This is a genomic window from Joostella sp., from assembly GCF_048266025.1.
GTDB classification, from domain to species: Bacteria; Bacteroidota; Bacteroidia; order Flavobacteriales; family Flavobacteriaceae; genus Galbibacter; species Galbibacter atrarenae.
This window is the reverse complement of sequence record NZ_JBLXAF010000002.1, coordinates 164,508-189,050: the sequence shown is the minus strand read 5'-3', so window position 1 is coordinate 189,050 and position 24,543 is coordinate 164,508. Positions and strand designations below refer to the sequence as shown.

Sequence of the window (24,543 nt, the reverse complement as noted above, 5' to 3'; positions counted from 1 at the left end):
CTGATAGTTAATTATATAATTTCAAATATACGATTAAAGAAGTATTTTAGGTATAAATTAATTAAGAGTTATAAAAAATAAGCCGCTAATACATAAAATAAAATGTAATAGCGGCTATATATTCTAATTGGTATTACCGAGAATTAATATCAGCAATGGATAGTTTTAGTATTTAGCAGGCTTTCCTTGATTTGAAGTTGAAAGAATAAAGTTTCTTATGTCGTCGTTAGACGTTTTTAAATCTTCATTTCTTAAATACATCATGTGTCCGCTTCTATACCCTTTAAACTGGATTCTATCTTTCATTCTTCCAGAAGGATCCATTTGCCACATGCTGTACTTAGTATTAAAGTAAGTACATGCACCGTCATAATAACCAGCTTGATATAATACATTTAAATAAGGATTTTGTGCCATTGCTTGTCTTAAATTATCACGCGTATTATCTCTTTCATTATCCCAAGGATGCACATCTCCAAACATTTGGTATGGAATATCAGTTTTAAACTTCAATTCTTCTTGTAAATAGTAATTAATAGCTGGTGTAAAAGAGTGTAACCAAGAAGTAAGTTCAGCATTATAGTCTGGGCTATCTCCTGCAGCCATTTTATCAATTCCTAGGTAACGAGAGTCTAATCTTCCTACAGTATATCCTTCATCTCTTAATAACTCTTTCCAATAAAAAGAGGTAGGAACATCTAAATTATGATCTAGAATAGATTCTTTTGAAAGTCCAGAATACTTAGCCATTTTTGTAGCTACTGCTTCCTTTTCAGTATTGGAAATGCTCCCGCCTTTTGCTAGCGCAGGAATTAATGTGTTTATCGTATAGTTTTCTACCTCAGGAAGGACTTCCAAAAGGTCTTTTTGCTGTAAATCTGAGTCTAAAGCTTTTTGATGCCATGCTGCAGCTGCATAATAAGGTAAATTAAGTGCCGAAGAAACAGGTCCACCTACACGAATTACTTTATAATCTGCTGGAGAAACCATAATCACTCCATTTAAATACATCCATTCTTTATTCTGAAGAGCTAAAGATAAACCGGCAACACGTGTACCTCCATAACTTTCTCCAATGATATATTTTGGAGATTTCCAACGGTTATTTCTTGTAACGAAAGTGGTAATCCATTCTGCTAAATATTTTATGTCAGCATTAATTCCGAAGAAATTTTTTCTCTCTGGCATTTTCCCTTCTTTATCAGCCACCATTCTAGAATAACCAGTATTTACAGGATTTACATAAACGATATCTGCAACATCGAGAATAGAATTAGGATTGTCTTTTACGCCGTATGGTTGCACAGGGTATCCTTCATCATCGATGTTTAATATTTTAGGTCCGGTATACGCTAAATGCATCCAAACAGAAGCAGAACCAGGGCCGCCATTAAAAGAAATTACCAACGGACGTTCTGTATTTTTATCAACGTCAGTTCGGTAATAGTACGTATGAAAAAGAGTAGCGATAATATTTCCTTTTTTATCCCAAACAGGAAGTGTTCCCGTATTGGTATTGTAGGAAACCTTCTTTCCTTTTATAGTAACTTGGTGTGAGGAAGTAATAATGCTATCTACAGGAATCTTTCGATCTTGGGCTTGTAGAACTGTAATAGTAAGGATAAATAATAATGAGAGTAACTTTTTAAACATTTAGGTAAGGTTTTTAATTTTAAAAGGCACTAAAATAAGACAAAAAAATAGTTTTTTTATCGGATTGTAGTAGTTTAACTAAAACTTCTCGAAAACTCCTAATCCAAATAGGGCAAAGTCGTATTTAACAGGATCGCTGGCGTCTAATTTCCGTAAACTAGTATCTAATTCTGCCAATGCTTTTGCATCGTTTTGCTTTCTTTTAAGGAGGTTCAATTTTCTAGCTACATTTCCAGAATGTACATCTAACGGACAAGAAAGTAGGGAAGGAGAAATAGTCTTCCAAATTCCAAAATCTACACCACAGTCGTCGTTGCGTACCATCCAACGCAAGAACATATTTATACGCTTAGCAGAAGACCCTTTTAAAGGATTAGATACATGCTTTTGTGTTCTTGGGAGGTGCTCGATTTCAAAAAAAGTACTTTTAAATGCAGTGATTGCTGGCTGTATGGAAGTTTTACTCGCATTCTCTTGAAAGAGAATTTCCATGCCGCCATAGTTTTTATAGATATGCTGTAAACTTTTTATAAACTGAATAAAGTCGTGTCCATTGAAAGTTCTATGAACAAAGCTGAGGAGTGGTTCTAAGTCTTTCTCGGAATGATTCATGACAAAATCGTAAGGGCTATTTCCCATTAAATCCATCATTGAGTTAGCATTTTTAATAATGCTTTTACGATTTCCCCAAGCAATAGTAGCTGCGAGAAAACCAGAAATTTCTATGTCTTCTTTTTGCTGAAATAAATGAGGAATCTGAATAGGATCGCTATCTATAAAATCGGGATTGTTATAAAACTCTACTTTTTCATCTAGAAATTCTTTTAATTCTGATTGCTTCAAAGGGATTTTATTTTTTAATTATTTTATTTCGAAATAATTTAAGAGGGAGTCTAAAGCTTTATCATTATTGTTAACTAACAACATTCCCATCGACCATTGTGAGTTTTCTATCTGCCATATCTGCCAACTCTTCGTTATGGGTAACAATAACAAATGTTTGACCAAATTGCTCACGGAGCTCAAAGAATAGATTATGAAGTCGGTCGGCACTTTCTGAGTCTAAATTCCCACTAGGCTCATCAGCAAAAACAATTGAAGGGTTGTTTATTAAAGCCCTAGCCACCGCTACACGCTGTTGTTCTCCTCCAGATAATTCATTGGGTTTATGATCTATTCTATGGGATAACCCTAAGAAATCCAACAACTCTTTAGCTCTCTTTTCTGCAGCAGCTTTAGGTGTTTTTTTTATAAAAGCTGGAATACAAACGTTCTCTAATGCTGTAAATTCTGGTAACAACTGATGAAACTGAAAGATAAATCCGATATGTTCATTTCTAAACTTCGCTAAATCCTTATCATTTAGTTTACTAACTTCTGTATCATTAATATGAAGTTTTAGTTCTTTATTTTTATCAGGTTTATCCAGGGTTCCTAAAATCTGTAGTAAGGTAGTTTTCCCTGCACCAGAAGCACCAACAATAGAGATAACTTCCCCTTTATTTATTTCAACATCAACTCCTTTTAATACTTCAAGAGAACCGAATGTTTTGCGAATGTTTGTAGCTTTTATCATAAAAGATTGTAAAGTGCTAAGTTACTTATTCAGCAATTAAAACAAAAGTATATGCTAATTCTATTTTTGAGGTATAAATTCTGCTCTATGTACTTATTTTTTCTGTTAATAGCGAAGAGAATGATAAATTTTAAGTATATTTTTGAATTGAAATCAAATTTATAGACAGAATGAGTTACCATAATTTTGAAGAATATAATATAAAAGTAACCGATAAGATTCGAAACCAATATAGCAATATAATTAACGAAGTTGGAGAAGATGCTGCTAGGGAAGGTCTTGTGAAAACTCCAGAGCGTGCTGCAAAAGCTATGCAGTTTTTAACACAAGGTTATCAGCAAGATGCTGCAGAAATATTAAAGGGAGCTATGTTTAAAGAGGATTACAGTGAAATGGTAATCGTTAAAAATATAGAATTATACTCGTTATGTGAGCACCATATGTTACCTTTTTTTGGGAAGGCACATATTGCATATATTCCAAACGGACATATTGTAGGATTGAGTAAATTACCACGTGTAGTAGATGTATTTGCAAGAAGACTGCAAGTGCAAGAGCGACTTACGCACGATATTTTGGAGTGTATTAATAACACTTTAAAGCCTCAAGGTGTTGCCGTTGTTATAGAAGCTTCACATATGTGTATGATGATGCGCGGTGTTCAAAAGCAAAACTCTGTTACTACAACTTCTGGTTTTAGAGGTCAGTTTGAAAAAATAGAGACTAGAAATGAATTCCTAAAGTTAATTAGTTCTGATTTAGGATAATATTTTGGCATCCTTCTTGTTTTATAGTTATTAAAAACTACTTTATGATTCAAACAAATGATAGTAAATACAAGAAATTATTTTTAGGGTTGCTTTTTGATGCCTTAGGAATGGTCTCTTATGCTATTCCGGGAATTGGAGAGTTTTCTGATATCATCTGGGCACCAATTTCTGGCTGGTTAATGACGCGTATGTATAAAGGAAGAATAGGGCAAGGAGCTGGTGCAATCTCTTTTATCGAAGAGTTGATTCCAGGGATGGATATTATTCCCACATTTACTTTGACATGGATTTATAAGTATGTTATAAAGAAAGAAAAAGCTTCTGAAACAATTACGATTTCATAGGTTCATAATATTATTTGAGATATTAAAAGGCTAATAAAATGGCTATTACATAAAAAACCCTCGAGAAGAATTCTCGAGGGGTTTTGGTTTTATATAATTATTGGAACTAGTTCTTAAAAAGGAACGGAAACCCCAATATTTATGTTTCTTCCGATGTTATAAATTCCATCCGTTTTTAATCTTGATAAATGAGAAACATACTCTTTATCAAACACATTGTTAGCAGATAGCTTAATATCAAATGGTTGGTTACCAGCATGAATAGTAGCTCCAAGACCTAAGTTTACTAAAGAATAGCCACCTGTGCGTGTTTCAAAATCACCTACATTATTTTTATCAAATATATTCTGAAGTGTAACAAAAGCATACTTTTTCGATACGTGCTCTCCTTCAAATTCTACTCTAAAAGTATTTGAAAGTTTGTTTGCAGGAATAAGAGGAAGGTATAGATCTGAGTCATCTAATTTACCAGTAACCGTTTCAAAACTACTTTCAAAATGTAACCAATCTAATGGATGTGGATGTAAATGAAAACCAACTTCACCACCATATAAATTACTATCGTCTTGAACGTATTGATATACTGGGTCTTCATCAATAAAATCGCCTGTAGGTTGCAAATAAATATAATCGCTAACGCTATTATAAAAACCATTTACAAAGAATTCAATATGTTCATTTCCATATTCTAAAGAAAGGTCAGTTTGAAAATTTTGTTCATTTTCTAGGTTTTCATTTCCTATTTCATATCTGTTAGCGCCACTATGCCCGCCATTAGATGTAAGTTCTGCTAAATTAGGAGCTCTAAAGCCTGTAGCAAGATTTATACGTGCTATAATTCTCTTAGCAATCGTAGCTCTGTATCCTGCAGAAACATTGAAACTATTAAAACTTCTATCTAAAGCTGCTATATAAGATTCGCTATTTGGCTCGCCTGTTTCTTTAGCTTCAATATCTCTAGTGTCATATCGTAAACCGAATTGGATATCGCTATTTTCCATATGATAATGAGTTGTAACCATAGCACCAAAATCTACAGTTGTAGCATCTGGAATCAGCACTTCTTCCCCCGAGTTTTCATTGGTTTGATGCATTCCTTGAACTCCAAAAATTGTTTCGAATCCACCTAATTTTGGCATATGGTATTGGATGTTATAACTCAATGTATGAAGTTTCATATTTAGTGCAGCTTCCTCACCATGCTCATGCTCATCATGTTCGTGCTCTTCATCGTCATGATGATCTTCATCTTCATGCTCTTCGTGATCATCATGATCTTCTTCTTCTCCATGGTGATGTTCGTCTTCAAACTCTTTACGGTTATTGGCAACATACCCCAAAGTAATATCAAGGCTACTTTTATCAAAAAAGAGAGTGTTTTTAGAACTTATAATATGATTATCAATTTCTTGGTACGGAAGTAAAGGGTCACGATCTCTATTTTGTTCTTCAATTTCTTCTGGAATTCCTAAGTTTGACCTATTAAAATTATATCGTAATTCTGTTTTGAAATTAGTGTCTTGGTATCCAAAACCAGATTTTAAGTCGTATTCATTAAATCTTGAGTTTGTAGTATAAGTACCATTTCCATCTTCATAATCTGCATGAGAACCATAGGCACCGCGCACTAAAAATTTAACTTTATCACCTGAAGTTTTAAAACCACCATTAGCAGTAAACCCTTCGGTGTTTGTAAAGTAATTCATATTTACATCGCCTTCAGTACTATTTTGTGCCGCAAATTTTTCAGGATTTAAATATAAAACACCTCCAAGGGCATCAGAACCATAGAGTAGGGAAGCAGGGCCTTTTATAACCTCTACACTTTCTATACCAGCATCGTTAACACCAAGACCGTGTTCACCACCAAACTGCTGGTTTTCTAATCGAACTCCTTGTGTGTAAACCAAAACCCTATTCGAACTTAGTCCTCGGATTACAGGTTTTCCAATTCCAACACCAGTACTCACACTTTCCACTCCACTTATTTCTGTGATTCCATCGGAGAGCGTCATTGCACCTTTCGTTTTTAATTCTTCGATGCTTTGACGTTCTACTTTCATTACATTCTCACTTTGCAACTTATGGAATGGAGTAGAAACGATAACTTCTTCCATCTCTATTGCAGAAGGTGTTATTTGTATATCAAGGCGTGTGTTTTCTTTGATATAAATGTCTTTTGAAAAAGTTTTAAAGCCAACATTAGAGACCACTATTTTATAAGTTCCTTGCGGAAGATCTTCTAGTAGATAAGTCCCGTTTTCCGTTGTACTTGTACCTTTTTCTAATTGAGGGAAATATATAGTTGCAAAAGGGATAACTTCATTTGAATTTGCATCGGTTATAGTTCCGTTGATACTGTTTTGTGCGCTTATAATAGACGTTATACTCACTAAGAGTATAAGCAAGATGCTATTTTTCATAAATATAATTTATTCTATAGTAGCTCCTTTTTTTACTGAATATTCTTCAGCAGAAAAAGAAACTATTCGCTATTTTTTAAAGTAAGTTTAAATTGAATGTAATTACTACCCAGGTACTAGTGTATGCTTAAAAGCAACGCAATGGCATATGAAAATAAGGTAGTTAGCTGAAAATAAATTATACGATAGGAGGACCCCGAAGCGAGAAGTGTAAAGCTTGATATTCGCTTAAGAAATTATAGTAATTGAAATTTTGTACCGAAGGAAGGGTAATAATATTAAATGTAACTTCTTCAGGAGTAAAATTTATCTGATATGTGTGATGAAATTTAAAAAGTTGACACTCAAAATCGGATTCATGGAAGTGTGTTTTTAAATGTTCGTTACATTCAACATGACCATCTTCAATAAAAAAATGAGAAAACTTTAGCGCAGAAGGAATCAGTATTGCTGAAATAAGCAAAAATGAAAAGAAGCCAATAAGAAGATTCTTTATGGATACCACACTACTTAATTTTTATTCCCATTCTGTTGAGCATCTTTTTTTCAAATTCCCAGAAAAATTTAAATTGCCCAAATAGCCAGCCAAAGAAAACCAATAACACCTGATAAATAGGGAAGATTAACAAAATTCTAACAATCCAATATAAAACAGGATGTAGAGAATCGGGATGTAAACCAATATATTCCGTAATAGGTCCTGCAATCTTTGCTGCTGTAGATCCAGTGATCGCAAACACAATAAAGATTATAGTTAATTGAAAGTTCGAATCTATTCCCCAGCGTTTTTTTAGTTTTTCCATCTGCACGTATTATTTACAAATATAAATTAAATTTTTAGGTTGCGTAAATTGTTGAGAGTTACTTTCTCGACAGGGTATTTAAAATGGTTAAACATACAATGTACCTTTAAAATTTTTATATTTGTTTTACTTAACGATCCAATACTATGCAAAGACGAGATTTTATCAATAAAACAATCCTAGCTTCTGCAACTTTGGCAGCAGGAACTTCTATTGTTTACGGAAAGTATTTACCAAAGGACTATACGCCATTAATTTTACAAGATCCAGATCCATTTACTAAGTTTGGTAAGGATAAGGATATGATTGTTTTAAATGATAAACCTTGGAATATAGAATCTAAGGCACATTTATTAAATGATAAAATCACTCCTAATAAAGCCATGTTTATTCGTAATAATGGCTTGCTTCCAGAAAATATAGATGTAGATAATTGGACACTTACTATTGATGGAGAGTCTGCTAAAGCATCAAAAACATATAGCTTAAGCGAGTTAAAAAGTAAGTTTAAACATTATACGTACCAACTAACATTAGAATGTGGTGGTAATGGTCGTAAAGAATTTAATCCGCCTGCAAAGGGAAATCAATGGGGACTAGGAGCTGTACATTGTGCAGAATGGACTGGTGTACGTTTAAGAGATGTTTTAGAGGACGTAGGTATAAATAGCGACGCTGTGTATATTGGATATCATGCAGCAGATATTCACCTAAGTAGAAGTCCAGATAAAGAGCCTATTTCTCGTGGGTGTCCAATGGATAAAGCACTTCAAGATGAAACGCTTATAGCTTTTAAAATGAATGGCGAAGACATACCAATTGCTCACGGATATCCATTGCGTTTGGTTGCTGGTGGATGGCCAGCATCGGTATCTGGAAAATGGCTTCAAACAATTAGTATTCGTAATATAGTCCATGATGGTCCAAAAATGACAGGGCAAGCCTATCGTGTACCATGTAAACCTGTTGCTCCTGGAGAGAAGGTAAAAGATGAAGATATGTGTATTATTGAATCTATGCCTGTAAAATCTCTAATTACCTATCCTAAGACTGGTGCAACCCTTAAGTTAGGAGAAAAGCTTTCTTTTAATGGGCATGCTTGGGCAGGAGATTTGGAAGTTAAGAAGATGGAATACTCTATAGATTTTGGAGCTACATGGCATGAATGTAAGTTGGAGGCTCCAAAGAATAAATTAGCTTGGCAACATTTTTCTGGTTCTACAGATTTTCCTGAAGTTGGATATTATGAAGTATGGGCTAGAGCAACCGATAGTAATGGCAAAGCACAACCTATGGTGCTTCCAGGTTGGAATCCAAAGGGATATTTAAATAATGCATGTCATAGAATTGCGATTAAGGTAAGCTAAGATGGATAAAAAAGAGCATTTTTTAAAAGCAGTAAATGTATTTTCTCAGAGCCTAGCTTTATTTTGCGCCTGTATATTTATTTTAGGAGGTTTTTTATTGTATTTGACATTTAATCCTGATTCTGAATTATTCAAAAAATCTTTTGAAGTTGCAGAGGAGAATAGTGCAGAAGTTGTAAAGGATAAAGCTCCTGAAGAAGCAGAAGTAACTGGAATTAAAGATGGAATCCATGTGGAAACTGGATTTGTAGAAGGGAAAGGGCTTCAAGCTGTGATAAATAATTGTACCAATTGCCATTCTTCAAAGTTGGTTACTCAAAACCATATGACTAAAGAAGGTTGGCTTACTACCATACGTTGGATGCAAGAAACTCAAAATCTTTGGGATCTTGGAGATCAAGAAGACATTATTTTAGATTATTTAGCAACTAATTATGCTCCAAAAAATAAAGGGAGACGAGAAAATTTGGTTGTTGATGAATGGTATGAGTTGAATTAACCAAAATATTTTAGTTCAATCTAGGGTAGAAAGGTCCTAAACGTTGATTGTATTTTCGTTGAAAGTATAAGAAGTAATTGTAAAGTTTATAATTAACTTCATAACCGTAATCTATATTTGGACTGTAATCTATCTGCATTTCATATAAATTTGGGTCATACAACATAGGATTCATTGCCCGCTGATTCCAGTTTATAACATAGATATTATTTCTATTCTCTAAATATTCTTGAGAGTAATATCCTTCAGGATGCGCGATACTATTTAGCCAACTATAATATCCTGGATCGATAATTATTATTTCATATTCTGTCTTGTCATCTGCTATCCTAACGGTGTCTTGTGTGTCTTTTGCATTAAAAGCGTTTTTTTCCTCTTCAGAAATGTTTAAGTCCATTTCCTCTTGATTATAAGAACTTGTTTTTTGTGTTGAAGAGCAAGACAAAAATAATAGGAGTAAGGTAGTTAGTGTGATTATATATTTCATAATATCAATAGCTTTAGGTTTACTGCTTAAAAATGAGATCATAATTTAAAAATTACTCATTATGTTACTTATAAGATATAAAAAAATCCCCAATATATAATATGGGGATTTTTGTGCTATAATATTGAATTATTATGTTCTATATTTAATTTTTGGTTTAGCTATTTAAAAAGTTACCCAATAAACCTCCTAGGCCTCCTTTTTTCTTATTAGAACCTACAACCATATCGGCAACATCGTCTAAAACACTTCCGTCACCGTCACTATCTATTAAAGAAGTAATTAAACTTTGGTTGTCTTGAGACTGACCTCCAAGCATACTTCCTAGTAGGCTACTCATATCATTAGAACCACTTACATTATTTTGTTTGGTTTCTTTCCCAAGATATCCCAATATTAATGGAGCAGCCATTTTTAGGATCTGACTAACAGTACCTGCGTCTATTCCTGTTTTGCTACTAAGAGTATTTTCAACTGAAGCCTCTTTTCCTCCGAGAAGGTGACCGAGAATTCCAGCACCATCACTTATTACAGAATCATCTACGCCACCATCAAAGAATCCTCCTAAGTTATCAAGGATACTTCCATCATGTTTAGTATTTATAGCATTCATAAGTCCTTCTGCTCCTTCGGGAGTAGATGCGTTCTTTTTCATGGCTCCAGTAAGTAGTGGTAAAGCCATACTCAATAAGTTTGAAGTTTGACTTTCTGAAGTTCCAGATTGACTACTAATCCCTCCAATTATTTGACGACCCATTTCGCTATCTAATAAACTTGCTAATCCTGACATTTTTTATATTTGTTTTAAAGTTATAATTTCTTACAAGTTACAAAAAAAAGTTCTTCATTTCTGAAGAACTTTTTTAAATGTATAGAAAATATAATCTTATTACTTAAGCAATGCTGCAATTTGATCAGCTAATTCTACACCGATTCTATCTTGTGCTTCACTAGTTGCTGCACCAATATGCGGTGTAAGAGAAACGTTTGGATGCATAAGTACTTTTATTGCTGGAGTTGGTTCGTTTTCGAAAACATCGATTCCAGCAAATGCTACTTTTTTACTATCCAAAGCGTTTATAAGTGCTACTTCATCAATAACACCACCACGGGCAGCATTAACAATACCAACACCATCTTTCAACAATTCGAATTCTTTCTTACCAAGAACGTATTCTTTTTGTGCAGGAACGTGTAGCGTTATAAAGTCAGCTTGTTTAAGAAGCTCTTCTTTAGATATAGTTTTGATTTTGAAGTCTACTTTCTGACCATCAAAGAAATTAAGTCCAATAGTTACTTCATCCATAAAAGGATCAAAAACAACTACTTTCATACCTACACCTAAGGCTATTTTGGCAGTTTCCTGACCAATTCTCCCGATTCCGATAATTCCTAGTGTTTTACCTCTTAATTCTACTCCAGAAGCATATGCTTTTTTAAGTTGACCAAATTTACTTTCTCCTTCTAAAGGCATATTTCTGTTAGAGTCATATAAAAAACGAACTCCACCGTATAAATGAGCAAAAACTAACTCTGCAACAGAAGCAGAAGATGCAGCAGGAGTATTGATAACATGCAGTCCTTTTTCTTTTGCATAGGCAACATCGATATTATCCATACCAACACCACCACGACCAATAAGTTTTAGGGATGGACACGCATCAATTAATTCTTTACGTACTTTAGTGGCACTACGTACTAAAATAGCATCTATTTGGTTCTCGTTTATATAACTTTCAAGTTGTTCTTGAGCAACTTTTGTAGTGATGATATCAAAACCTTTGCTTTTTAAAGCGTCAATTCCACTTTGAGAAATACCATCGTTTGCTAATACTTTCATCTTATTTTATTTTTCAATTTGTGATAGATTCTTATCCATTATTTAATAGAAACCTATCTACTTTTATACTTTTTTCTCTAATGCTTGCATAGTATCTACAAGTACTTGTACGCTTTCAATAGGAAGCGCATTGTACATAGAAGCTCTATATCCACCAACGCTACGGTGTCCGTTTATTCCATTAAGGCCAGCTTCTTTTGCTAATGCATCAAAAGTTTCTTTATGTGCTTCGTCAACCAAATTAAAAGTAGCATTCATTGCAGAACGATCTTCTTCTTTAGCAAAACCTTTAAACAAAGGATTACGATCAATCTCGCCATAGATTAATGCTGCCTTCGCATTATTACGCTTTTCGATTTCAGCAACACCACCTAAATCTTTTAACCATTGTAGCGTCAACATAGATACATAAACAGCAAAAACAGGAGGTGTGTTAAACATACTATCTTTTTCTGCATGTACACGGTAATCTAACATAGAAGGAATAGCCCTTTCTACATTTCCTAAAACAGACTCCTTAACAACAACCAATGTAGTTCCTGCTGGACCCATATTTTTCTGTGCACCCGCATAAATAATGTCGAATTTAGAAAAATCTAATACACGAGAGAAGATATCTGAGCTCATATCGCAAACCAATGGAGCTTTTACTTCTGGGAATTCTTTTATTTGCGTTCCAAAAATGGTATTGTTGGATGTACAATGGAAATAATCAATATCCGAAGGAATCTCATATCCTTTTGGAATATAATTAAAGTTAGCGTCTTTTGAAGAAGCAACTTCTACAACTTCTCCGAACAATTTAGCTTCTTTTATTGCTTTAGAAGACCATGTTCCAGTGTTTAAATATGCTGCTTTTTTATTTAATAGGTTGTAAGCTACGTTTAAAAATTGTGAGCTTGCTCCACCTTGTAAAAATAACGCTTTGTAGCCTTTATTTTGAAGTCCTAAATGCTCTAACGCTAATTCTTGCGCTTGATCCATTACAGCAATAAAATCTTTGCTACGATGAGAAATTTCTATTAGTGATAAATCTAAACCGTTAAAGTTAACAACGGCTTCTGAAGCTTTTTTTAATACCTCTTGAGGTAAAATGCAGGGACCTGCACTAAAATTATGCTTTTTCATAAAAATAGTTAGTTGTGTTTTATGTTTACAAATTTCCAAATTTCTTATAGAAATACTGTTATCAAAAGTATAATAATTTTGTTGAAATGCTAACAAAAACAAAGGAGTTGTTAAATACTCATTGTTGTATTTGTTAAATACTTACCAAGTTGACACGTGTTTACAAATAAACATATATTTATTTTGCATTTAAATATGGTAAAAAAGCAAAATATTAAGAAGATTATATATTGAAAATATTATTTAGACCACTACAAATAGGGAGTTAAAGCTTTAATAAAAACTTAATCGTATCTACTCCATCTGCATAATCCCAAAGTTGAGGATACTGTGTTTGTCCAAAATCAACTTCATTATCAAAAAGTCCGTCGGCAACTATACATTGAATTTTTTCTTCTTCAGCATTTAGCTTTTTCTTTAATGCATCTGTTGTTTCATATTTTTCATAAAATACGGTAGCAATAGGAGAAGCATAATTTTCGTCTTCCTTCAGCATTAAAAAACCATTATCTAAAAGCTTATAGAGGCTCATTAGGTAAACAGCTTTGTTATAATCGTAATTGTTTGCATATTTATGTTCGTGGATAATATCTCCATAGCTAAAAATAGCATTGAAAAAATCATCAAAATTATAATCTTGAGGAACATAAAGTTTAGAAACACTTCTGCAACCAAGTCCATAATAGGTGAAAATATCTTTTCCGAGTGATTTTAATTGTTCTGGAGATTCATTTCCAGTAAGAACAGCAACAGAATTTCTATTTTTACGGATTATATTAGGTTTGCTTCCAAAGTAATATTCAAAATAACGAGCAGTGTTATCGCTTCCTGTTGCTATTACAGCATCAAAACCTTCCATTTTTTCATCAGTAAAGGTTATTTTTCCTTTAAAACTAGGTTCTATATGTTCTAGATATTTTGATAAATAGGGGAGTAGATGCTTATCATTTTTAGACTGTTTTATTAACACATGGTGTCCTGTAATTAATACAGATATAAAATCATGAAAACCCACTAATGGAATATTACCAGCCATTATAATAGCTACTTTTTTTGGAGACACTTCATCTATAAGATAACCTGAAAGCCATTTCTTTATGTTTGAAGTTGTCAAAGCATCAGCCCAACTTTGTAGTGAAAACTGTAAATTCTCTTTTGTAAACCAATTATTATGTTCTTGTGCTAGTTTCATTTGATGTTTAAATCCGTCGATAAATTCGGATTCTATCTCATTAGCTTTAACTTCATTCTCTTCATTAGAGGTAAATTGAGCTATAAAAGCACCAAGTTTAACAAAAGCAGTAATTCTGTTGTGAATGTCACTCATTATATTTGGTTAAGATTTTGTTTGTCTTTATTTTTGACATGGCAAATTTACACAATAGAACTGAGGAGTAGTTTTATTCTTTCTAAATTTATTTAAAATGAAAGGAAAAATATATAAATACGACCTCATAGAAAGTGCTTAACTTTGCAACTAGTGCAATTTTAATAATGAAAAAGAAGAGTTATGGCTATTATAATTACTGATGAATGTATTAATTGTGGCGCTTGTGAGCCAGAATGTCCAAATACAGCAATATATGAAGGAGCAGACGATTGGAGATATAGTGATGGTACTTCGCTTAATGGAGATGTAGTTCTTCCTGATGGAAAGGCTGTGAATGCAGATGATGCTCAAGATCCAGTAAGTGACGAAATATATTATATCGTTCCAGATAAATGTACTGAGTGTAAAGGTTTCCATGAGGAACCTCAATGTGCTGCGGTATGTCCTGTTGATTGTTGTGTACCAGATGACGATCACGTAGAAAGCGAAGAAGTATTATTAGGGAAGCAAAAATTTATGCATCCAGAAGACTAACAAAACGGTTAGTTTAAACAATAAAAAAAGGGATTCAATTTTATTGAATCCCTTTTTGTTTATAAATAGGTTATTAATTATTGTTTTGTATAAACACGCTTAATAATTTTATTTTCGTCTTTATTAAAGTATTCAATTACAAAATCTCCATTCTTGTCAAAATATCCAACACCGTTTCCGTTGTTAGTAGTTACTTTATATTGATCATCTGCCGTGTTAGAAATAACAGCTGTTAGATTTTCATCATCAGAATTTATTGTAAATCCATCTGTTTCTGGAGAAAATTCACAAGTAGTGCCATTACACATATAAGTACTTACCGAATCTAATGTAACATCTCCACTAACTACAGTTTCCTTTTTTGTAACCTTCATTGGAGATGCGGCTCTACTTTGATCAATTTTATTTTGATCTTCTTCACTTAATTCAATATTCTGTTCTTGTCTAACTTGAACTTGTTCTTTTAGCTCTTGTTCTCCTTTATTAGTTTTTACTTTAGTTGTCTTAGTAATTGTTTCTTCTAATACTTCTTTATTTTGAGCAAAAGCAAATGTAGTTGTCAAAATAAACGCTGATAACATTATTAATTTTTTCATGTCTTTTTTTGTTTTGATTATACAATAATATACGTCTTAATGCTTGCTCAGGATGTTAACAGACTACTAAGAAGTAATAAGAAACTGTTAATGATTCAGTTTTTTCGTTCATTTATGACACTTTGTCATTTTTATTTTCATGGCATAATGATTGACTTTTACAAAGCGAATAAAAAAATTGATTTTTCAAACACTATAAAAACATAAACATGAGTAAAATTATTGGAATTGACTTAGGTACTACCAACTCTTGTGTTTCCGTAATGGAAGGGAACGAGCCAGTTGTAATACCTAATGCTGAAGGAAAAAGAACAACCCCTTCTGTAATTGCTTTTGTTGAAGGCGGTGAAATTAAAGTAGGGGATCCTGCCAAGCGTCAAGCAGTAACAAACCCAAATAAAACGATTTATTCTATTAAGCGTTTTATGGGGAATAAATTTTCTGAGTCTGAAAAAGAAGCAGGAAGAGTACCATATAAAGTAGTAAAAGGAGATAACGATACACCAAGAGTAGATATTGATGGTCGTTTATATACACCTCAAGAATTATCAGCTATGATTCTTCAGAAAATGAAGAAAACTGCTGAAGATTACTTAGGACAAGATGTAACCAGAGCGGTAATTACTGTTCCTGCTTACTTCAACGATTCTCAGCGTCAAGCTACAAAAGAAGCTGGTGAGATTTCTGGATTAAAAGTAGAAAGAATTATCAATGAGCCTACTGCAGCAGCATTAGCTTATGGATTAGATAAAAAAGGAGAAGATCAAAAAATCGTTGTTTTTGACTTTGGAGGAGGAACACATGATGTTTCTATCTTAGAGTTAGGAGATGGAGTTTTTGAAGTATTGGCTACAGATGGAGATACACATTTAGGTGGTGATGATGTTGATGAAAAAATAATCGATTGGTTAGCTGATGAGTTTAAAGCAGATGAAGACATCGATTTAAGAAAAGATTCTATCGCTCTTCAACGTTTAAAAGAAGCTGCAGAGAAAGCTAAGATTGAATTATCTTCTGCAAATCAAACAGAAATCAACTTACCATATGTTACCGCTACAGCAAGTGGACCTAAGCACTTGGTAAAAACACTTTCTAAATCTAAATTTGAGCAATTAATTGCAGATTTAGTAGAGCGTACAATCAAGCCTTGTGAAAAAGCATTGAAAGGTGCAGGTCTTTCTAAGAGCGATATTGATGAAGTAATTTTAGTTGGAGGATCTACAAGAATCCCTGCAGTTCAAGAAGCTGTTGAGAAGTTCTTTGGTAAGAAACCATCTAAAGGAGTTAACCCAGACGAGGTAGTTGCTGTTGGAGCTGCAATTCAAGGTGGAGTACTTACAGGAGATGTAAAAGATGTATTATTATTAGACGTTACACCACTTTCCTTAGGTATTGAAACTATGGGTGGCGTAATGACAAAATTAATTGAAGCGAATACAACTATTCCTTCTAAGAAGTCACAAGTATTCTCTACAGCTGCAGATAATCAGCCTTCAGTAGAAATCCATGTTCTTCAAGGGGAAAGACCAATGGCTGTTGATAACAAAACAATCGGACGTTTTCATTTAGATGGAATTCCACCAGCACAAAGAGGTGTTCCACAAATTGAAGTTACTTTTGATATTGATGCAAACGGGATTATAAACGTTTCAGCAAAAGATAAAGGAACTAATAAAGAGCAGAACATTCGTATTGAAGCTTCTTCAGGATTAACAGATGAGGAAATTCAAAAAATGAAGCAAGAAGCTGAGGCAAATGCTGATGCTGATAATAAAGCCAAAGAAAAAGTAGATAAGCTTAATGAAGCTGATGGAATGATTTTCCAGACAGAAAAGCAATTGAAAGAATTTGGTGAGAAGTTACCTGCTGAAAAGAAACAGCCTATTGAAGATGCTTTAGAAGAATTGAAAAAAGCATACGAAACTAAAGAAGTTGAAACAATTCAACCAGCTTTAGATAAAATCAATGAGGCTTGGAAAGTTGCTTCTGAAGAGATGTATAAAGCGCAAGCTGAAGCTCAACAAGGAGGAGCACCTGGAGGTGATGCACAAGATAGTGCAAATGCTGAAGGTCAAGCAAAAGAAGGTGATGATGTACAAGACGTAGATTTCGAAGAAGTTAAATAATTCGGAATATCACTATAACCAAAAAAAGCCCCAAGATTTAAATCTTGGGGCTTTTTTATTGGTAAAATTTTACTTTGAGACTGTTTTGTAGATTTCGATAAATAAAAATATAATAAAACCTAAAATTGCAGAGTAATAACCAATCATGATTAACAAATCATCCATAACTCAGTACATTTATATTCTAAAACGAAATTATGTAAAGCATATTATGTAATTGTTAATTATAATACACTAATTTATTGTATTGTAGTAACCTATTATTGTATAGTGTGTAATTATAGATTTTTATTATGCTTCAAAATATAAACACCAATTTCTTTAATTAGTAAAATTATAATTCCTAAAACAGCCGCTAATTTACCTATCTGTATTAATAAAATGTCAGATTCCATATCTATTCTTTGTTTTAACATTGCAATTATATGATGATAGATACGTGCAAAGGTTGCCTCTTAGATTTGGTTTTAAATTAACTTTAACAATTATACTTTTTCTTTATTTTCTAAGATATTGAGACATAGTCGGATAGTCCAATAGTCGATTGCCTCTTCAAAATATTCAAAGTATGTTTTTAACTGAGCTGGATCGTCTAAAGTAACTTTTGCTTTTTTTACAGCCTCTAGGTCGCTTGCGTTTACAAAATCCATTAAGTCTACATCTTTTCCGTCATCATTTAGTTTCACCAAATGAGAATATATAGTTGTAAGACTAAGTTTTCTTTTTTCAGCAATCTCAGCCACCGATAGACCTTCTTTATACAAAGAGTATGTTTCTAAATGAGTTTTTCCTTTTTTAGCTCCTTTTTTTGAAGCTTTATCTTTGTTAAAAGCAATAATTTCTTTTATAAATTGATATCCATAATTTTCCATTTTTCTCCTTCCAACACCATTTATTCTCATAAAATCATCATCAGTTACAGGACGTTCTATTTCGATTTCTTTTAAGGTAGCGTCATTAAAGATCAAATATGCAGGGATGTCTTCTTCTCTAGAGATTTCTAAACGTAATTGTCTTAAACGCTCAAAGAGACTGTCTTTTACTTTTTTCTGCTTTGTAGCAGCAGTCTTCTCTGGAGTTATATTTTCTTGAGGTTTTGTAAGTGCTACTTTTTTATGATTAAATAACACTTCTTTAGCTTGTAGCGTAAGCTTTAAAACATTTTTCTGATGAAATGCTATTTCTAAGTACCCTAAATTTATCATCTGCACCAAATAATACTGCCAATCTTTCCAAGAGACATCAGTAGCAATACCATAGGTTTTCAGGTTTTGATATCCATTTTCTATTACATGTTGATTATGAGATCCTCTTAAAACATCGATAATTACACCAATATTTTCTTGCTCTTTTAATCGCGCTACACAAGACAGTGCTTTCTGCGCTAAAATAGTTCCATCAAAAAACTGAGGAGGGTTTTTACAGACATCACAATTCCCACAATCCTTTTCTATATATTCTCCAAAATAGCTAAGGAGTATTTTTCTTCTACAGGATAGCGCATCTGCATATTGCTTCATGCGCTCCAGTTTTGCTAGCTGAACCTCACTATTACCTGCGCCATCAGCAAATTTTTGTAGTTGTACAACATCGGCATAACTATGAAATAATATTGTATTAGATGGCAATCCATCTCTTCCTGCTCGTCCAATTTCTTGATAATAGCCTTCAATATTTTTTGGTAAGTTATAATGGATTACCCAACGCACATTAGATTTATCTATTCCCATTCCAAAAGCAATTGTAGCACATACAATTTGGATTCTATCATTAATAAAATCCTCCTGAATCTTAGATCGATCTTCATGGTTTTTTCCTGCGTGGTATGCTTCAGCATTAAATCCAGCTTGTTGTAATTTTTCTGAAATCGATTCTGTTGTTTTTCTACTTAAACAATAGATAATACCGCTTTCTTCAGGGCGTTTATTCAGAAATTGAATAATTTGTTTTATTCGTTCATTTCCTGGACGTACTTCAAGACTTAGGTTTTTTCGATCAAACGAAGCAACAAATTTCTTAGCATTCGGAATATTTAACTGTGTAGCAATATCCTCTCTTGTTGCTTTATCTGCAGTTGCAGTAAGTGCAATGAGTGGTGTTTTAGGAAATCTATTTTTAAGATATCCTAATTGTGTGTATGCAGGTCGGAAATCATGACCCCAAGAGGAAATACAATGCGCTTCATCTACAGCAATTAAACTAATCTCAACTGAGCTAAAAATGTTTTCGAGATAAGAAAGACTTTCAGGAGCAACATAAAGGAGTTTTACTTTTCCACTTTCAATATCTTTAAATATTGTTTGCTGTTCTTCTGCAGTCTGACTACTGTTAAGAAAGCAAGCAGGAATACCATTTACATTAAGTCCGTCAACCTGATCTTTCATTAAAGCTATAAGCGGAGAAATAACAACGGTAAGTCCCTCTTGTAATAATGCAGGTAACTGATAACAAATAGATTTACCGCCACCAGTAGGCATAATAACCAAGCAGTCTTCTCCATTGAGAACAGTATCTATAATCTCCTTTTGAAGGGGTCTAAACGTATCGTAACCAAAATATTCTTTTAGTGTACTAAAAATGGTAGTTTCTTTAATCATGATTTGCAAAGTAACAGAATACAAATCACTGTTGAAATTTAATTGTATTTTTTATTTATGAAATCGGCTCCATTCTTCTTTTAATATCCCGTAGCAGCAGGTATTTCTTTTAAAACCATCAGATAAGTATATATTTTTTCTAAGCGTTCCCTCTAATCGGGCTCCCAGTTTCTCTACAGCTCTTCGCGATTTTAAATTTCTTTCATCGATTCTAAACTCTACTTTTTCAAAACCCATTTTATAAAATGCATAATCGAGCATTAGGTATTTCATGGCAGTGTTTAGTCCGGTTCCTTGAAACTCATTTCCAATCCAAGTAGCACCAATATGTAACACTTTATTATCCCAATCAATGTTCATATAGCGAGTAGTGCCAGCATATCTTTCTGATCTTTTATCAAAAACTATAAATGGAATTGCATTATTTTCTTCCGCATTTTTAAGTGCAGTTTTTACATATGCTGTAAGTGTTTGTAGTGTAGAAATATTTGAGGGTGAATACTGTACTAAATTTTTTTCAGATGAAATCGCGTATAGATTCTTGAAATTATCAAGGCTAAGCGGCATCAATTTTACAATTTCATTTTCTAAGGTCGGGATATTCATCGTTGTTGTTGTATTTTTACACCTCAAATGTAGAGATATGAATCCTGATAAAGAAAAAATATTATCAATTATCCACGAGCGATGTAGAAATACGCTTATGGAAACCTTGAATATAGAGTATACGGAGATTGGAGATGATTATTTAATAGCTAAAATGCCTGTTACTCCTAGAGTGCATCAGCCGGATGGAGTTCTTCATGGAGGAGCAATGGTCGCTTTAGCAGAAAGTGTTGGAAGTGCAGCTTCTTATATATTTTTAAATACGGAAGATTTTTTTATCCGTGGTATTGAAATTTCTGCTAATCATTTAAAAAGTATAAAAGAAGGAGATGTTTTTGCAAAAGCTACTTTTATTCACAAAGGAAAAACAACTCAATTATGGGAAATTAAAATTACAGATGTAGAAGGTAATTTAATTTCCTTATCTAAGTTAACAACAATTGCGTTACCAAAATCTAAATAAGTAGATGGAGTGCTCTTCAGAATCTTTTTTTAGTGAAGTATTGAATCACTATAAAGAGAGAAAACCATTTGTAATATACCGTAAACCTGACGCTAGTAAAATTAGTGGTTTATTGCAAATGAACGATGTAGTTTTTTACAGCAAAGAATATAAAGAATCGGGCTTTATTTTTTCTCCTTTTGACTCTAGAAAAGAAAGTGTTCTAATCCCATTTGATAACTCAAAGAGGTTAGAATGTTTAGCAGAAATTAGTTCAGATAAAGTACAGTCGGTATCTATTTCTGAAGATGATTTAGCTCAAAACAAGCATATAAACCTTGTAGAAAAAGGAATAGAAAAAATTAAAACGTCTAGTTTAGAAAAAGTTGTACTTTCTAGAACAAAAGAGGTAGCTGTAAAAGATTTGGATTTTATTACTATCTATAAAAAGTTAGTTGATAAATATCCACAAGCATTCTGTTATGTTTGGTTTCATCCTAAAATTGGATTCTGGATGGGAGCAACGCCAGAAACATTGCTTACCATTTATAATGAATCTTTTAAAACCATGGCATTAGCAGGAACTCAAAAGTTTAAAGGGACTACAGATGTAATATGGGGAGAAAAAGAAATTATAGAACAAGAATTGGTAACTAAGTCTATATTAGTAAGTTTAAACGATATTGCTTCAACTGTTTCTGTGTCTGATGTGAAAACTGTAAAAGCTGGGTCTTTACTTCATTTAAGAACAGATATTAAAGGTGAAATAGCTAATACTTCTTCCGTAGCAAAATTTATAGAAAGCTTGCATCCAACACCTGCCGTATGTGGACTCCCGAAGATGATGGCTAAAGATTTCATATTAGAAAACGAAAACTACGATCGTGAGTTTTATACAGGATTTTTAGGGGAATTAAATAAAGAAGTAGAAGAGGACACCCGCACTGAATTGTATGTTAATTTACGATGCATGCAATATAAAGAAGATAGTTTATTATTGTATGTGGGTGGAGGAATTACAAATGCTTCAAATGCAGAATTAGAATGGCAGGAAACGGAAAATAAAACGCAAACTATGTTAGATGTACTTCTTAAATAAACATAGCTTTTAACGAGAAAGCACTCTTATTTATTTAATTTTGTACTGTTATTCATTTTGGCGTTATTCTAAGCGGAATAACACAAAGACTAAAAACACTTTTTCGGAAACTTTTATTGTATTGATTACCGATTAGTTATCATTTAAAAGGATTAATAAGCACGTTATTTTAATGAAGTATTCAGATATTCCTTTAGCTCAAACTGTAGTGGCTTTATGTAAAGCCAAGGAAATAGAACATATTATAATATCTCCAGGAAGTAGAAATGCTCCGTTAACTATTACTTTTACAGAAGACCCATATTTTAAAACATACAGTGTTGTAGACGAACGAAGCGCTGCTTTTTTTGCAATGGGAATTGCTCAGCAGTTAAAAAAGCCAACGGCTGTAGTGTGTACTTCTGGTTCTGCATTATTAAATTATTATCCAGCTATAGCAGAAGCTTTTTATAGTGATATCCCATTAATTGTACTTTCTGCGGATAGACCATCTTATAGAATAGATATTGGTGATGGGCAGACGATAAGGCAAGATGATGTTTATGCGCGTCATATTTTATATAATGCAAATCTAAAACAAGATATAAGAGGGGGGGATTTAAAGGTGTTAGGAGATGGTAAAAATCCTGCTAAGCTTGATAAATATATAGATTCTATAAAGCTTCAGCAGGGAATTCAAGAATTTAATGAACAGGAAATTAATGCTGCAATAAACACTTCTATTGAAGAAAATGGTCCTGTGCATATAAATATTCCTTTTGAAGAGCCATTGTATAATAAGGTGTCAGAACAGTTTGTTAATCCAAGTGTAATAGCTCCAAATAGTAAAAAGGAAACGTATACAAAAGAAGATTTACAGCCTTATATTGATAGATGGAATAAAGCTGAAAAGAAAATGATTTTGGTAGGTGTAAACCCTCCGAATACGATTGATAATGAGCTTTTAGAACTCTTAGCTAAAGATGAATCTGTAGTGGTGTTTACAGAGACGACTTCCAATCTTAATAATTCGAGATTTTTCCCGAATATAGATAAAATAATAGCTCCGATAGAGAAGTTAGAAAATTCAGAAGAATATTTTAAAGAATTACAGCCAACTATATTGTTGACTTTTGGAGGGATGGTGATTTCAAAAAAGATAAAAGCTTTTTTAAGATCACATCAGCCTAAAGAACACTGGCATATAGATTCTAAAAAAGCATACGACACTTTTTATTGTTTATCAAAACACTTTAAAACTACACCAACAGATTTCTTTAAGGTCTTTTTAAATGAAATGTCACCTAAGAAAAGTGATTTTCAACCGAGTTGGTTGTCTATTAAAGCACAACGAAGCAAGGCTCATAAGCAATATGTAATGCAAATTCCATTTTCTGATTTTAAAGCCTATGAGCGTATATTAAAGACAATTCCAGATAATTACCAACTTCAGTTAAGTAATAGTTCTACAATTCGTTATGCGCAATTATTTCAGCTAAACGATTCTTTAAAAGTGTATTGTAATCGAGGTACTAGCGGTATAGATGGAAGTACAAGTACAGCAATTGGAGCGTCTATAATCTCTAATAGCCCTGTGTTATTCATTACGGGTGATCTTAGTTTCTTTTATGACTCTAATGCTTTGTGGAATAACTATATAAAGAATGATTTTAGAATTATAGTTATCAATAATGGAGGAGGAGGGATCTTTAGAATTCTTCCTGGAGATAAAGATTCTAAGAATTTTGATGATTATTTTGAAACAACACACCATCTTAACGCAAAGGGGATTTGCGAGACATATAATATTAATTATCAGTCTGTAGACTCAGAAGAATCACTGGAATTAGTATTACACGAATTTTATAAAAGTAGTGGTAAGCCTTCATTATTAGAAGTATTTACGCCAAGAAAGCTAAATGATGAAATTTTACTCAATTATTTTAATTTTCTCAACAAAAATTAATAATTTTAAGACAACTTATTAAAATTAAAAAATAATTATGAGTAAAAGAGATGAATTAATAGAGAAATACGCTGCAGATCTTAAAGATAAATGCGGTGTTACTGCAGATAAAGATCTACTTACAAAAGTAGTAATTGGTTTAGGGCCATCCGTGTACAATGCTGATGCTTCTACTGTATCTGGTACCGATGAGAAAGAGTTGGCTACCGTTAAGAATAATTTTTTAATTAAGAAGTTAGGTCTTTCAGAATCTGATGATTTAGATGGAGCTATTGATTCAGTAATTGAAAAATACGGAAAATCTAACCGTAACAAGTACAGAGCTGTTGTTTACTATTTATTAGTGAAACATTTCAAGAAAGAATCTGCATATTAAGT

The 24,543-nt window shown here is 32.9% G+C and carries 24 protein-coding genes; 10 read left to right on the top strand and 14 right to left on the bottom strand.

From position 1 onward, the window contains the following. Positions 1-165: 165 nt before the first annotated feature. The 3 genes from ACN0TY_RS06620 to ACN0TY_RS06610 form a co-directional block, all read right to left on the bottom strand. Positions 166-1,653, bottom strand: coding sequence for a S10 family peptidase (locus ACN0TY_RS06620; protein ID WP_417443847.1), 1,488 nt, complete (start codon positions 1,651-1,653; stop codon positions 166-168). A 78-nt stretch (positions 1,654-1,731) separates the two neighbouring features. Then, entirely contained in the window at positions 1,732-2,496 is a 765-nt protein-coding gene (locus tag ACN0TY_RS06615; protein ID WP_417443846.1) for a TIGR02757 family protein, read from the bottom strand. 70 nt (positions 2,497-2,566) lie between these two features. Beyond that, on the bottom strand, positions 2,567-3,229 hold the full coding sequence (locus tag ACN0TY_RS06610) for an ABC transporter ATP-binding protein (RefSeq protein WP_417443845.1): 663 nt from the start codon (positions 3,227-3,229) through the stop codon (positions 2,567-2,569). Positions 3,230-3,399: 170 nt separating this feature from the next. Here ACN0TY_RS06610 and folE point away from each other — a divergent pair, with 170 nt between their 5' ends. Both folE and ACN0TY_RS06600 read left to right on the top strand, forming a co-directional pair. Continuing rightward, the gene (gene folE / locus ACN0TY_RS06605) at positions 3,400-3,996 is read left to right on the top strand and encodes a GTP cyclohydrolase I FolE (RefSeq protein ID WP_417443844.1); all 597 of its coding nucleotides are present in this window, start codon (positions 3,400-3,402) and stop codon (positions 3,994-3,996) included. 44 nt (positions 3,997-4,040) lie between these two features. Next, positions 4,041-4,343: a hypothetical protein gene (locus tag ACN0TY_RS06600; RefSeq protein WP_417443843.1), complete on the top strand. Its 303-nt coding sequence runs from the start codon at positions 4,041-4,043 to the stop codon at positions 4,341-4,343. Between the two features lie 113 nt (positions 4,344-4,456). Here ACN0TY_RS06600 and ACN0TY_RS06595 read toward each other — a convergent pair whose 3' ends face one another. The 3 genes from ACN0TY_RS06595 to ACN0TY_RS06585 all read right to left on the bottom strand — a co-directional run bounded on the left by ACN0TY_RS06595 (position 4,457) and on the right by ACN0TY_RS06585 (position 7,569). Then, positions 4,457-6,766 (bottom strand): TonB-dependent receptor, encoded by a 2,310-nt coding sequence (locus ACN0TY_RS06595; RefSeq protein ID WP_417443842.1) that lies wholly within the window; start codon positions 6,764-6,766, stop codon positions 4,457-4,459. 178 nt (positions 6,767-6,944) lie between these two features. Further along, a complete protein-coding gene (locus ACN0TY_RS06590; RefSeq protein WP_417443841.1) occupies positions 6,945-7,271 on the bottom strand; it encodes a hypothetical protein in 327 nt (108 codons plus the stop codon). Position 7,272: 1 nt separating this feature from the next. Continuing rightward, positions 7,273-7,569, bottom strand: a complete 297-nt coding sequence (locus tag ACN0TY_RS06585; RefSeq protein ID WP_417443840.1) for a DUF6787 family protein — start codon at positions 7,567-7,569, stop codon at positions 7,273-7,275. A gap of 146 nt (positions 7,570-7,715) precedes the next feature. On the opposite strand from ACN0TY_RS06585, the gene ACN0TY_RS06580 reads away from it, so the two are divergent. Both ACN0TY_RS06580 and ACN0TY_RS06575 read left to right on the top strand, forming a co-directional pair. After that, a complete protein-coding gene (locus ACN0TY_RS06580) occupies positions 7,716-8,936 on the top strand; it encodes a sulfite oxidase (RefSeq protein WP_417443839.1) in 1,221 nt (406 codons plus the stop codon). A gap of 1 nt (position 8,937) precedes the next feature. Next, complete coding sequence (locus tag ACN0TY_RS06575; protein WP_417443838.1) at positions 8,938-9,435, top strand: monoheme cytochrome C; 498 nt, start codon at positions 8,938-8,940, stop codon at positions 9,433-9,435. A 10-nt stretch (positions 9,436-9,445) separates the two neighbouring features. On the opposite strand, the gene ACN0TY_RS06570 is transcribed toward ACN0TY_RS06575, so the two are convergent. From ACN0TY_RS06570 to ACN0TY_RS06550, 5 genes are all read right to left on the bottom strand, one after another. Then, positions 9,446-9,922 carry a DUF6146 family protein gene (locus ACN0TY_RS06570; RefSeq protein ID WP_417443837.1) on the bottom strand — a complete coding sequence of 159 codons (477 nt, stop codon included), beginning with the start codon at positions 9,920-9,922 and terminating at the stop codon, positions 9,446-9,448. A gap of 157 nt (positions 9,923-10,079) precedes the next feature. Next, a complete protein-coding gene (locus ACN0TY_RS06565; RefSeq protein WP_236958274.1) occupies positions 10,080-10,712 on the bottom strand; it encodes a DUF937 domain-containing protein in 633 nt (210 codons plus the stop codon). 99 nt (positions 10,713-10,811) lie between these two features. Further along, on the bottom strand, positions 10,812-11,762 hold the full coding sequence (locus ACN0TY_RS06560; RefSeq protein WP_236958275.1) for a D-2-hydroxyacid dehydrogenase: 951 nt from the start codon (positions 11,760-11,762) through the stop codon (positions 10,812-10,814). Positions 11,763-11,825: 63 nt separating this feature from the next. Continuing rightward, on the bottom strand, positions 11,826-12,890 hold the full coding sequence (gene serC, locus ACN0TY_RS06555; RefSeq protein ID WP_417443836.1) for a 3-phosphoserine/phosphohydroxythreonine transaminase: 1,065 nt from the start codon (positions 12,888-12,890) through the stop codon (positions 11,826-11,828). 265 nt (positions 12,891-13,155) lie between these two features. Further along, positions 13,156-14,217, bottom strand: coding sequence for an acyl-CoA reductase (locus tag ACN0TY_RS06550; RefSeq protein ID WP_236958277.1), 1,062 nt, complete (start codon positions 14,215-14,217; stop codon positions 13,156-13,158). Between the two features lie 183 nt (positions 14,218-14,400). Between ACN0TY_RS06550 and ACN0TY_RS06545 the strand changes: the two genes are divergently transcribed. Next, positions 14,401-14,754, top strand: coding sequence for a 4Fe-4S dicluster domain-containing protein (locus tag ACN0TY_RS06545; RefSeq protein WP_236958278.1), 354 nt, complete (start codon positions 14,401-14,403; stop codon positions 14,752-14,754). Positions 14,755-14,831: 77 nt separating this feature from the next. Here the strand turns inward: ACN0TY_RS06545 and ACN0TY_RS06540 are convergent, their stop codons facing one another. After that, positions 14,832-15,350: a hypothetical protein gene (locus ACN0TY_RS06540; protein ID WP_236958279.1), complete on the bottom strand. Its 519-nt coding sequence runs from the start codon at positions 15,348-15,350 to the stop codon at positions 14,832-14,834. A 209-nt stretch (positions 15,351-15,559) separates the two neighbouring features. Between ACN0TY_RS06540 and dnaK the strand changes: the two genes are divergently transcribed. Then, complete coding sequence (dnaK, locus tag ACN0TY_RS06535; protein WP_236958280.1) at positions 15,560-17,476, top strand: molecular chaperone DnaK; 1,917 nt, start codon at positions 15,560-15,562, stop codon at positions 17,474-17,476. Positions 17,477-17,961: 485 nt separating this feature from the next. Here the strand turns inward: dnaK and recQ are convergent, their stop codons facing one another. Continuing rightward, positions 17,962-20,073, bottom strand: coding sequence for a DNA helicase RecQ (recQ, locus tag ACN0TY_RS06530; protein ID WP_417443835.1), 2,112 nt, complete (start codon positions 20,071-20,073; stop codon positions 17,962-17,964). A gap of 51 nt (positions 20,074-20,124) precedes the next feature. Further along, positions 20,125-20,679 (bottom strand): GNAT family N-acetyltransferase, encoded by a 555-nt coding sequence (locus ACN0TY_RS06525; protein ID WP_236958282.1) that lies wholly within the window; start codon positions 20,677-20,679, stop codon positions 20,125-20,127. 37 nt (positions 20,680-20,716) lie between these two features. Between ACN0TY_RS06525 and ACN0TY_RS06520 the strand changes: the two genes are divergently transcribed. The 4 genes from ACN0TY_RS06520 (at position 20,717) to ACN0TY_RS06505 (ending at position 24,541) form a co-directional block, all read left to right on the top strand. Further along, positions 20,717-21,142, top strand: coding sequence for a PaaI family thioesterase (locus ACN0TY_RS06520; protein ID WP_417443834.1), 426 nt, complete (start codon positions 20,717-20,719; stop codon positions 21,140-21,142). A gap of 4 nt (positions 21,143-21,146) precedes the next feature. Beyond that, positions 21,147-22,220: a chorismate-binding protein gene (locus ACN0TY_RS06515; protein WP_417443833.1), complete on the top strand. Its 1,074-nt coding sequence runs from the start codon at positions 21,147-21,149 to the stop codon at positions 22,218-22,220. Positions 22,221-22,392: 172 nt separating this feature from the next. Continuing rightward, positions 22,393-24,165, top strand: coding sequence for a 2-succinyl-5-enolpyruvyl-6-hydroxy-3-cyclohexene-1-carboxylate synthase (gene menD / locus ACN0TY_RS06510; RefSeq protein WP_417443832.1), 1,773 nt, complete (start codon positions 22,393-22,395; stop codon positions 24,163-24,165). Between the two features lie 37 nt (positions 24,166-24,202). After that, complete coding sequence (locus ACN0TY_RS06505) at positions 24,203-24,541, top strand: DUF2853 family protein (RefSeq protein WP_236958285.1); 339 nt, start codon at positions 24,203-24,205, stop codon at positions 24,539-24,541. Positions 24,542-24,543 lie beyond the last annotated feature (2 nt).